Source organism: Micromonospora endophytica (genome assembly GCF_003236305.1).
In the GTDB taxonomy this organism is placed as follows: Bacteria; Actinomycetota; Actinomycetes; order Mycobacteriales; family Micromonosporaceae; genus Micromonospora; species Micromonospora endophytica.
Window position 1 is genome coordinate 1 of sequence record NZ_POTX01000204.1, and the last position, 11,000, is coordinate 11,000.

Consider the following 11,000-nt stretch of genomic DNA (forward strand, 5'->3'; position numbering starts at 1 on the left):
CTCGGTGCGGTCGGTGGCGGGTGGCGGTGACCGGGTGGCGGTGGCGACGGTCGACGGGGATGGTCATCGGCTCTGGTTCTCTGCGGATGCCGGCGACTCGTGGCGGGCGGTTTCGGTGCCGGTGGCGGTGCCGTCCGGTGGCGACGTGGGGTTGGCGGTGACCCTGCATGGAGATCAGTTGGTGGTGCTCGCGGACCCGGGAACGGGTGCTCGTGCCTGGTGGGGGTCGATGTCGGCGGGTGGGTGACGGATTGGTGCCGAAAGCCGGTGCATTGTCGACGAAACGAAGGTGAAGAGATCTCGTAACCGCCGCTTCCATGGTGGGCTCTTACAGCGATCGCCCCCTATTCGCCACGGCGTGTAACGGTTCGGTCAACGGCCTCCCCCGGGGCTTACGCCATTGCTACACCGTGGGATAACGTCCGGCCCCAGACCGCGACGACGGTCTGGTTCGTCCGCCCCCGCAAGGGCCAATAGGTAGCGGGTGGTTCGGGCCATGGGACGGAGGAGGGTTCGGGCCGTGAGGCAGAAGCTCGTACGTTTGGTCGGTGGGGTGGCGATCGCCGCTCTCGCCATGGGCGGCGTGACCGCCTGCAAGTCTGACAGTGGAAGCGACGGCGAGGCCAGCGCCGACGGTTGCGGTAGCAAGATCGCGTTCTTCGGTGCGCTCACCGGCCCGGCCGCGGCGCTCGGCGTGAACATGAACGGCGGCGTCAAGCTCGCCGTCGACAAGTACAACAAGGAGAACGCCGACTGCCAGGTGACCCTGGTGCCGCTGGACTCCCAGGGCAACCCGGAGCAGGCCCCTGGTCTGGCGCAGCAGGCACTCGACGATGAGAAGATCATCGGCATCGTCGGTCCGGCCTTCTCGGGTGAGTCCGAGGCGGCCAACCCGCTCTTCTCCGAGGCCGGTCTGGTGCACATCAGCCCGTCCGCGACCCGGCCGAGCCTGGCCGACCAGGGCTGGAAGACCTTCTTCCGGGCGGTCGGCAACGACTACAGCCAGGGCCCCGCGGCTGGCACGTACATCAAGGACGTGCTCAAGGCCGAGAAGGTCTACGTCATCGACGACCAGTCCGCGTACGGCGCCGGCCTGGCCGACGAGGTGAAGAAGCTCCTCGGCGCGGCGGTTGTCGGCAGCGACAAGGTCCAGGGCGAGGGCAAGCAGAACGACTTCTCGGCGACCGTCACCAAGGTCAAGTCCTCCGGCGCGACCGCGGTCTTCTACGGCGGCTACTACCAGGAGGCTGGCCTGGTCCGCAAGCAGCTGACCGCTGCTGGTGTCACCGCCACCCTGGTCGCCGGCGACGGCGTCAACGACCCCGCCTACATCGAGAGTGCCGGTGCGGCGGCGGCCGAGGGCACCATCCTCACCTGCCCGTGCCAGCCGGCCACCGAGGCTCGCGGTAGCTTCGTCGAGGACTTCAAGGCGCTCAACGGCGCGGAGCCCGGCACCTACAGCGACGTGGCCTTCGACGCGGCCAACATCCTGCTCGCCGGCATCAAGGCCGGTAAGGGCACCCGCGAGGGGATTCTGGAGTTCGTGAAGGGCTACACCGGCGAAGGTGTTGCGGCGAGCTACAAGTTCACCGAGACCGGTGAGCTCGACCCCACCCAGGTGAAGGTCTGGGCGTACAAGGTCGTGGGCGGCAAGGTCGTGCCGGACCAGGAGATCCCGAAGGTCTGACCGTCCGGTAACGGTTCCGCTGTGATTGCGGGGTGTGGCCGGGAGCAAATTTCCCGGCTGCACCCCCACTGTCTTCCCTTCCTGTACGGAGTGCCCTTCCTTGGACTTCAACGCCCTGTTCTCCGATTTCGGGGGATATACGATAACCGGGCTGACAGTGGGCGCCATCTACGCCCTTGTCGCGCTGGGTTACACGCTGGTCTACGGCGTGCTGAGACTCATCAACTTCGCCCACTCCGAGGTCTTCATCGCGGGCGCGTTCGCCGCCATCTGGGGCTGGGCCGCGTTCGGCCTGGACCGGGACTCGGTGGTCAGCGGGTTCGGCTCGATCATGCTCTACCTGTTGGTGGGTGCCCTGATCGCGGCGGTGGCCTCGGCCGGCACCGCGACGGTGATCGAGCGGGTGGCGTACCGGCCGTTGCGTAAGCGCAACGCGCCGCCGCTGGCCTTCCTGATCACCGCGATCGGCGCCTCGATCGCGATCGCCGAGGCGTTCGGCATCTACACCCGCCGGCTTCCGGTAGGTGCTCCCACAGTGGTCAAGAACGACGTCCTGTTCACCGTCTTCGGTGCCGACGTCACGGCGGTGCAGTTGCTGGTCATCGGGTCGGCGCTGGCGATGATGGTCGCTCTGGACTTGTTCATCAACCGCAGTCGGGTCGGCCGGGGCATCCGGGCGGTCGCCCAGGACCAGAACACGGCCGCGTTGATGGGCATCAACAAGGACCGGATCATCCTCATCGTCTTCATCATCGGTGGAGCGATGGCCGGGGTCGCCGGCATGCTCTACGACATCCGGATCGGCACGCTCACCTACAGCGTCGGCTTCCTGCTCGGCTTGAAGGCGTTCACCGCGGCGGTCCTCGGCGGCATCGGCAACCTGCGCGGCGCGTTGATCGGCGGGCTGCTGCTCGGCCTGGTCGAGAACTACGCCTCCGCCCTGTTCGGGGCGAACTGGAAGGACCTGGTCGCCTTCGTGGTCCTGGTCGTGCTGCTGATGTTCCGGCCGACCGGTCTGCTGGGCGAGTCGTTGGGGAGGGCCCGCGCATGACAAGCGTCAGGGAATGGATCTATTCGGGCCGGCACGCGGTCTCCGAGCGGTGGCACCACGCGCCGCGCTGGATGCGCTGGGCGGTCATCGCGGCGGTGATCGTGTTCTTCTACGCGCTGCCGAACCGGGAGTTCTACCAGTGGCTCGGGCCGATCCCGACCACCGGGTCGAACTTCGGGCAGGTGCTCTTCACCATCTCCATCTACGTGCTGCTGGCGGTCGGGCTGAACATCGTGGTCGGCTTCGCCGGCCTGCTCGACCTGGGCTACTTCGGCTTCTTCGCGGTCGGTGCGTACACGGTGGCGGTGTTGACCTCGCCGAGCAGTGACCTGAAGACCCTCTGGCCGTGGTTGCTGGCCCTGCCGGTGGCGCTGGTCCTCACCATGATCTCGGGTGTGATGCTGGGTACCCCGACGCTGCGACTGCGCGGTGACTACCTGGCCATCGTGACGCTCGGTTTCGCCGAGATGATCCGGGTGGCGGCGACCAGCTCCGAGTTCCTCAAGGGACAGCGGGGCTTCAACCAGATCCCGCACCCGCCGGGCAGCTACGCCGACGGCAAGCCGATCTTCGGCGTGCTCGACCCGCGGCCGTACTACTGGCTGGTCCTCACGCTGATCATCCTGGTGGTCATCGGGGTGCGGAACCTCAACCGCAGCCGGGTCGGCCGGGCCTGGATCTCCATTCGGGAGGACGAGGACGCGGCGCAGCTGATGGGTGTGCCGACGTTCAAGTTCAAGCTCTGGGCGTTCGCCTCGGGCGCGTTCATCGGCGGCCTGGCCGGTGCGCTTTTCGCGGGCAAGCAGAACTTCGTCAGCTCGCAGAACCTGGAACTGCTCAACTCGATCATCATCCTGGCCGCGGTGATTCTCGGCGGTTCGGGCAACATCGTCGGCGCGATCGTCGGTGGTGGCCTGGTGGCGTACATGATCGAGCGGTTCCGCGGCATCGAGCTGCTCGGCATCCAGCTCTACGAGTACCGGTTCATGTTCTTCGGCCTGGTGCTGGTGGTCATGATGATCTTCCGGCCGCAGGGACTGATACCGAACCGACGACGAGCGGCGGAGTTCAAGGACCGTCGCAAGGAGGTGATCGTCGGTGGGTGAGACCGTGCAGAAGCCGACAGTTCCCGAGCAGGCCGGCCCCCCTGCGGCGGAGTCCACCGCCGCCACCCGGGAGCCGTTGCTGGAGGTCGACCACGTGACGTTGCGCTTCGGCGGCGTGGTGGCGCTCAACGACGTGGACTTCACCCTCTACAAGGGGGAGATCCTCGGGCTGATCGGCCCCAACGGCGCCGGCAAGACCACCTGCTTCAACGCGATGACCGGGATCTACCAGCCCTCCGAGGGCGAGATCCGGTTCCGCGGCGAGCGGATCACCGGCAAGAAGAAGCACCAGATCACCAAACTGGGCATGGCCCGGACGTTCCAGAACATCCGGCTGTTCCCGGAGATGACTGCGCTGGAGAACATCCAGGTCGGTGCGGACGCCCACCACAAGACCAGCGTCCTCTCCGCGCTGTTCCGGCTGCCCCGGCACCACCGGGAGGAGCGCGACGGGCGGGAGAAGGCCGAGCGGCTGCTGGACTTCGTCGGTATTCCCGGCCGCATGCACGACCTGGCCCGCAACCTGTCGTACGGCGAGCAGCGCCGGCTGGAGATCGCCCGGGCGCTGGCCACCGACCCGGTGCTGCTCTGCCTGGACGAGCCGGCTGCCGGCTTCAACCCGGCGGAGAAGGAGGAGCTGCTCCAGCTCATCCGCAAGATCCGGGATCAGGGTGTCACCGTGCTGCTGATCGAGCACGACATGCGGCTGGTGATGGGCGTGACCGACCGGATCGTGGTGCTGGAGTTCGGAAAGAAGATCGCTGATGGGCTCCCCGCCGAGGTGCGCGAGGACCACCGGGTGATCGCGGCCTACCTGGGGGTGCCGGATGACGACGTTGCTTGAGATCGAAGACGTCAGTCTGCTGTACGGGCGGATCAAGGCGCTGCACGGCATCAGCATCACCGTGAACGAGGGCGAGATCGTGGCCCTGATCGGTGCCAACGGCGCCGGCAAGTCCACCACTATGCGGGCCATCTCGGGCATCCGCCCGGTGGCCTCCGGGAGCATCCGGTTCGCCGGTGAGGACATCACCAAGCTCCGGGCCGACCTGCGGGTGCGCCGTGGGCTCTGCCAGGCGCCCGAGGGTCGGGGGATCTTCCCCGGCATGACGGTGCTGGAGAACCTGGACATGGGCGCCTACACCCGGCGGGACCGGGCCGAGGTGGCCAAGGACCTGGCCCGGGTGCTGGAGCTGTTCCCCCGGCTGCAGGAGCGGCGCAAGCAGGTCGGTGGCACCCTCTCCGGCGGTGAGCAGCAGATGCTGGCCGTCGGCCGGGCGCTGATGAGCCGGCCCAAGCTGCTGCTGCTCGACGAGCCGTCGATGGGTCTGGCGCCGATGCTGATCCAGCAGATCTTCAGCATCATCACGGAGATCAACGAGCAGGGCACCACCATCCTGCTGGTGGAGCAGAACGCGCAGCAGGCCCTCGCCCGGGCGCACCGCGCGTACGTGCTGGAGACGGGCCGGATCGTCAAGGAAGGCACCGGCGCGGAGCTGCTGCACGACCCGTCGGTCAAAGAGGCCTACCTCGGCGTGGCCTGACCGGCCGTCACCCCTCTTGGCAAGGAGTACGACATGTTCAAACTCAATGGCAGTCGGCGGGCCGTGCTCGGCGTGGCCGGCGCGGCGTTGCTCACCTTCTCGATGGCCGCGTGTGGCGAGAAGGAGGACGATCAGCCTGGTGCGGGTCCGACCGTGACCGCCGACGCCGACTCGGCGCTCGCCGCGAAGGTGCCGGACGCGATCAAGGCCGACGGTGTGATCAAGGTCGGCACCGATGCGACGTACGCTCCGGCGGAGTTCCTCGACACCGACGGCAAGACCGTGATCGGCTTCGACGTCGAGCTGTTCGACGCGGTCGCCCAGAAGCTCGGCCTGAAGGCGGAGTACGAGTCGGCGCCGTTCGACGCCATCCTGCCGGGTGTGGACTCCGGCAAGTACGAGATCGGTGTCTCCTCGTTCACGATCAACGCGGAGCGGCTGCAGACCGTCAACATGGTGAGCTACTTCTCCGCCGGCACCCAGTGGGCCACCAAGGTCGGCAACCCGGCCCAGGTGGACCCGGACAACGCCTGCGGCAAGAAGATCGCCGTGCAGGTCGGCACCGTCCAGCTCGACGACATCGAGGCCCGGTCGAAGAAGTGCACCGAGGCCGGCCAGCCAAAGATCAGCATCGACCAGTACCAGGCGCAGAGCGACGCCACGGCCGCCGTGGTCAGCGGCAAGAACGACGCCATGCTGGCTGACTCGCCGGTCGGCGCGTACGCGGTGCAGCAGAGCAACGGCCAGCTGGAGGTGCTCGGCGACATCTACGAGTCGGCGCCCTACGGCTACGCGGTGAAGAAGGACCAGACCGCCTTCGCCGAGGTGCTGAAGGAGGCCGTGCAGGCGGTCATCGCCGACGGCAGCTACGAGGCGGCGTTGAAGAAGTGGGGTGTCGAGGGCGGTGCCATCACCTCCTCGGCACTGAACCCGACCAGCTGACATGTCGGTCGACACCGATAAATCCGCACGGGCACGGCCGGAACCCATCCAGGCCGTGCCCGTGCGGCATCCCGGGCGGTGGGTCGCCGTCGCCGTGATCGGGGTGCTGGTCGCCATGTTCGTGCACCTGCTGGTGACGAATCAGGCGTTCAACTGGTCCTTCATGATCGACAACATGTTCCGCCCGCCGATCGTGGCCGGAGTACGCGGCAGCATCGCGCTGCTCGTGACCTCCATGCTGATCGGTATCGTGCTGGGCGTCGTCATCGCGATCATGCGGCTGTCGGAGAACCCGGTCCTGCGCGGCGTCTCCTGGGCGTACACCTGGTTCTTCCGGGCGGTGCCCCGGCTGGTGCTGGCGATCCTCTTCGGCAACCTGGGCATCCTCTGGGCTCGGATCGAGTTCGGGTTGCCCTTCGACCGGCAGATCGGCGCGCTCTTCGGCATCCAGGACTTCGAGGCACGGCTCTTCGGCTTCTCGGCGGTGGACATCCTCACCGGCTTCGTCGCCGGCATGCTCGCGCTCGGCCTCTCCGAGGCGGCGTACATGGCGGAGATCATCCGAGCCGGCATCCAGTCGGTGGACGAGGGGCAGACGGAGGCAGCCCAGGCACTGGGCATGAACCGCGGCCAGATCCTGCGCCGCATCGTGCTGCCGCAGGCCATGCGGGTGATCGTCCCGCCGACCGGCAACGAGACCATCGCCATGCTCAAGGACACCTCGCTGGTGGCCTTCGTGCCGGTCTCCGCCGAGCTCTTCTTCCAGCTCAGGGCGGTGGGAAGCCGGACCTTCCAGGTCTTCCCGATGTTGGTCGCGGCGACCATCTGGTATCTGCTGTTGACAAGTGTGCTGCTGGCCGGGCAGCACTACCTGGAGCGACACTTCGCCAAGGGCACCTCCCGCGCCGGCCAGGCCAAGGCCCGGCTCCGGGGCATGGCGGTCGGTGGCGGCGGCGCCACCGGAGGGGGAGGGGGCGTATGACCGGGGTGACCCTGCCGGGCCAGACCGGCGTGCCGGCGGCGGAGTCCGGCCCGATGGTGCACGCCGAACAGGTGCACAAGTCGTTCGGGTCGATCGAGGTGCTCAAGGGCATCGACCTGCAGGTGCGCGCCGGTGAGGTGTGCTGCCTGCTCGGCCCCTCCGGCTCGGGCAAGTCGACGTTCCTGCGCTGCATCAACCACCTGGAGAAGATCAACGCCGGGTGGATCCGGGTGGACGGTGAGCTGATCGGCTACCGGGAGCGCGGCGGCAAGTTGCACGAGATGCGGGAGAAGGAGGTCGCCGCCCAGCGCCGCGCCATCGGCATGGTGTTCCAGCGGTTCAACCTGTTCCCGCACAAGACCGCCCTGGAGAACGTCACCGAGGCGCCGCTGCTGGTGCGCAAGGAGAAGCGGGCCGAGGTGCGGGAGCGGGCGGCGGCGCTGCTGGAGCGGGTCGGGCTCGGTGACAAGCTGGGCAACTACCCGAGCCAACTCTCCGGTGGGCAGCAGCAGCGGGTGGCCATCGCCCGGGCGCTGGCGATGAAGCCGAAGCTGATGCTCTTCGACGAGCCGACCAGCGCGCTCGACCCGGAGTTGGTCGGTGAGGTCCTCGACGTGATGAAGGATCTCGCCCACGACGGCATGACGATGATCGTGGTGACCCACGAGATCGGCTTCGCTCGCGAGGTCGGCGACTCGCTGGTCTTCATGGACAACGGTGTGGTGGTCGAGTCCGGCAACCCGCGCGAGGTGATCGCCGACCCGAAGCACGAGCGCACCAAGGCGTTCCTGGCCAAGGTGCTCTGAATCGACATTCCCCGGCCGTCGCGGACCGGTGTGGGGCGGGTGTGCCGGCACCGCGAGGCGGCGGCCGGGGATGTCGGCGGTACGGGCTAGAGTCGCTGCCGTGACAGCTACGACGCCGCGCCTGCTCCTCGTCGACGGACACTCCCTGGCATACCGGGCCTTCTTCGCCCTGCCTGTGGAAAACTTCTCCACCACGACGGGGCAGCCGACAAACGCCGTCTACGGCTTCACCTCAATGTTGATCAACGTGCTGCGCGACGAGCGGCCGACCCACATCGTGGTCGCCTTCGACGTGTCCCGCCGCTCCTTCCGCACCGAGAAGTACGCAGAATACAAGGCCGGTCGCAGCGAGACTCCCGCCGACTTCAAGGGCCAGGTCAGCCTGGTCAAGGAGGTGCTCGCCGCGCTGCGGGTCCCGGTGGTGGAGAAGGAGGGCTACGAGGCCGACGACATCATCGCGACCCTGGCCTGCCAGGCCCGTGACCAGGGCATGTCGGTGCTGATCTCCACCGGTGACCGGGACGCCTTCCAACTCGTCGACGAGCAGATCACCGTGCTCTACCCGCGCAAGGGCGTCTCCGACCTGGCCCGGATGGACCCGGCCGCGGTCGAGGCGAAATACGGCGTGCCCCCCCAGCGCTACCGCGACCTGGCCGCGCTCGTCGGCGAGAAGAGCGACAACCTCCCGGGCGTCCCCGGGGTCGGCGACAAGACGGCAGCCAAGTGGATCAATGCGTACGGCGGGGTGGAGGGCATCATCGCCCGCGCCGACGAGATCAAGGGCAAGGCCGGCGACAGCCTGCGCGAGCGGCTCGCCGACGTGATCCGCAACTACGACATCAACTGCCTCGTCGCCGACCTGGAGTTGCCGGTCCGACCCGAGGACGCCCGCTGGCCGGGGTGGGACCGCGAGGCGGTGCACCAGGTCTTCGACACCCTCCAGTTCCGCATCCTGCGGGACCGCCTCTACCAGTACCTCGACGCTGTCGAGCCGGAGGCGGAGGCGGGCTTCGAGCTGGCCGGTGAGGTGCTCACCGCACCGGGCGCCCTGGCCGGCTGGCTGGCGACGCACGCACCGGCAGGCGCTGCCGCCGCGCGCGCCGATCATTCGGAGAGCGCCGCGGTCGGTGTGGCGGTCAAGCTCGACACCGGCCCCAACCGGCGGCACACCGCAGGCGTCACCGGCATGGCCCTGGCCACCGCCGACGGCGCGGCGGCCTGGTTCGACCCGAGCAAACTCGACGCCACCGACGAGGCAGCGCTGGCCGGGTGGCTGGCCGACGAGACCCGGCCGAAGGTGCTGCACGACAGCAAGCCCGCGGTGCTCGCCTTCGCCGCGCACGGCTGGTCCCTCGCGGGCGTCAGCCGCGACACCCAGATCGCGGCCTACCTGGCCCGCCCCGACCAACGGTCCTACGACCTGACCGACCTGGCGCTGCGCTACCTGCACCGCGAGCTGCGGGTGGACACGCCGAACGACGGCCAGTTGACGCTCGACGGGCTCGGCGCGGACGGCGAGGCGGAGCAGAATCTCATGCTGCACGCCCGGGCCACCCTCGACCTGGCCGAGGCGATCGACGCCGAGCTGTCCCGCGACGGCGAGCAGTCCGCCCGGCTGATGGCCGGGGTGGAGCTGCCCTTGATGCGGGTGCTCGCCGACATGGAACGCGTCGGCATCGCCGCCGACACCGACTACCTCACCGAGCTGGAAGCGCACTTCGCCGCCGAGGTGAAGGCCGCCGCCCAGGGGGCGTACCAGGTGATCGGCCGGGAGTTCAACCTCGGCTCGCCCAAGCAGTTGCAGGAGATCCTCTTCGGCGACCTGAACCTGCCGAAGACCAAGAAGATCAAGACTGGGTACACCACCGACGCCGACGCCCTCCAGTGGCTCTACGCGCAGACCGAGCATCCGCTCCTGCACCACCTGCTGCGGCACCGGGACGTGGCCCGGCTCAAGTCGACAGTGGACGGGCTGCTCAAGTCGGTCTCCGACGACGGGCGCATCCACACCACGTTCAACCAGACGGTGGCGGCCACCGGCCGGCTCTCCTCCACCGAGCCCAACCTCCAGAACATCCCCATCCGCACCGAGGAGGGCCGGCGGATCCGCCGGGCCTTCGTGGTGGGCGAGGGCTACGAGTGCCTGCTCACCGCCGACTACAGTCAGATCGAAATGCGGATCATGGCGCACCTGTCGGCCGATGACGCGTTGATCGAGGCGTTCAACTCCGGCGCGGACTTCCACGCCGCCACCGCCTCGTCGGTGTTCGGGGTGCCGCTGGCCGAGGTCACCCCGGACCAACGGCGCAAGATCAAGGCAATGAACTACGGCCTGGCGTACGGGCTGAGCGCGTTCGGCCTCTCCCAGCAGCTCGGCATCACCGCCGAGGAGGCCCGCGGGCTGATGGAGGTCTACTTCGCCGGCTTCGGCGGCGTCCGTGACTACCTCAACGAGGTGGTCGCCCGGGCCCGTCAGGACGGCTACACCTCCACCATCCTGGGTCGCCGTCGCTACCTGCCCGACCTGGTCAGCGACAACCGGCAGCGGCGGGAGATGGCCGAGCGGATGGCCCTCAACGCCCCGATCCAGGGCTCCGCGGCGGACATCATCAAGGTCGCCATGCTGCACGTCGACACCGCGCTGCGCGACGCCGGACTGCGCTCCCGGATGCTGCTCCAGGTGCACGACGAGCTGGTCTTCGAGGTGGCACCGGGGGAGCGGACGGCACTGGAGGAACTGGTCCGGCACCAGATGGGTGGTGCGTACCCACTCTCCGTGCCGCTGGAGGTCTCCGTCGGCGAGGGCCGCGACTGGAACAGCGCCGACCACTGAGCCGCTGCGGCTGGGGGGTACGGGGCGGCCCGACCCCGCTGGCGGGTGG

General features: G+C 68.4%; 9 protein-coding genes and 1 pseudogene. All 10 read left to right on the forward strand.

Annotated elements, in window-relative coordinates; genetic code table 11:
* A pseudogene (locus C1I93_RS31740) lies at positions 1-247 on the forward strand (hypothetical protein); the annotation flags it as partial.
* 273 nt (positions 248-520) lie between these two features.
* The gene (locus C1I93_RS23430; protein ID WP_111245453.1) at positions 521-1,687 is read left to right on the forward strand and encodes a branched-chain amino acid ABC transporter substrate-binding protein; all 1,167 of its coding nucleotides are present in this window, start codon (positions 521-523) and stop codon (positions 1,685-1,687) included.
* A gap of 100 nt (positions 1,688-1,787) precedes the next feature.
* On the forward strand, positions 1,788-2,738 hold the full coding sequence (locus tag C1I93_RS23435; RefSeq protein WP_111245454.1) for a branched-chain amino acid ABC transporter permease: 951 nt from the start codon (positions 1,788-1,790) through the stop codon (positions 2,736-2,738).
* Entirely contained in the window at positions 2,735-3,844 is a 1,110-nt protein-coding gene (locus C1I93_RS23440) for a branched-chain amino acid ABC transporter permease (RefSeq protein ID WP_111245455.1), read from the forward strand. Before C1I93_RS23435 ends, C1I93_RS23440 begins: the two co-directional genes overlap by 4 nt.
* A gap of 4 nt (positions 3,845-3,848) precedes the next feature.
* A complete protein-coding gene (locus tag C1I93_RS23445; protein ID WP_420811797.1) occupies positions 3,849-4,688 on the forward strand; it encodes an ABC transporter ATP-binding protein in 840 nt (279 codons plus the stop codon).
* Positions 4,672-5,388, forward strand: coding sequence for an ABC transporter ATP-binding protein (locus C1I93_RS23450; protein WP_111245457.1), 717 nt, complete (start codon positions 4,672-4,674; stop codon positions 5,386-5,388). The genes C1I93_RS23445 and C1I93_RS23450 overlap by 17 nt, the downstream gene beginning before the upstream one ends.
* Positions 5,389-5,421: 33 nt before the next feature.
* Entirely contained in the window at positions 5,422-6,330 is a 909-nt protein-coding gene (locus C1I93_RS23455) for an ABC transporter substrate-binding protein (RefSeq protein ID WP_111245458.1), read from the forward strand.
* Position 6,331: 1 nt separating this feature from the next.
* Positions 6,332-7,312: an amino acid ABC transporter permease gene (locus tag C1I93_RS23460; RefSeq protein ID WP_111245459.1), complete on the forward strand. Its 981-nt coding sequence runs from the start codon at positions 6,332-6,334 to the stop codon at positions 7,310-7,312.
* Positions 7,309-8,118: an amino acid ABC transporter ATP-binding protein gene (locus tag C1I93_RS23465; protein ID WP_111245460.1), complete on the forward strand. Its 810-nt coding sequence runs from the start codon at positions 7,309-7,311 to the stop codon at positions 8,116-8,118. The genes C1I93_RS23460 and C1I93_RS23465 overlap by 4 nt, the downstream gene beginning before the upstream one ends.
* Before the next feature lie 100 nt (positions 8,119-8,218).
* Positions 8,219-10,951 carry a DNA polymerase I gene (polA, locus tag C1I93_RS23470; RefSeq protein ID WP_111245461.1) on the forward strand — a complete coding sequence of 911 codons (2,733 nt, stop codon included), beginning with the start codon at positions 8,219-8,221 and terminating at the stop codon, positions 10,949-10,951.
* The last annotated feature ends 49 nt before the right edge of the window (positions 10,952-11,000 follow it).

Excerpts from the sequence above, each read along its gene's own strand:
- C1I93_RS23455 (WP_111245458.1), top strand. The coding sequence starts at position 5,422 with ATGTTCAAACTCAATGGCAGTCGGCGGGCCGTGCTCGGCGTGGCCGGC.
- C1I93_RS23450 (WP_111245457.1), top strand. The coding sequence starts at position 4,672 with ATGACGACGTTGCTTGAGATCGAAGACGTCAGTCTGCTGTACGGGCGG.
- C1I93_RS23460 (WP_111245459.1), top strand. The coding sequence starts at position 6,332 with ATGTCGGTCGACACCGATAAATCCGCACGGGCACGGCCGGAACCCATC.
- C1I93_RS23440 (WP_111245455.1), top strand. The coding sequence starts at position 2,735 with ATGACAAGCGTCAGGGAATGGATCTATTCGGGCCGGCACGCGGTCTCC.
- C1I93_RS23465 (WP_111245460.1), top strand. The coding sequence starts at position 7,309 with ATGACCGGGGTGACCCTGCCGGGCCAGACCGGCGTGCCGGCGGCGGAG.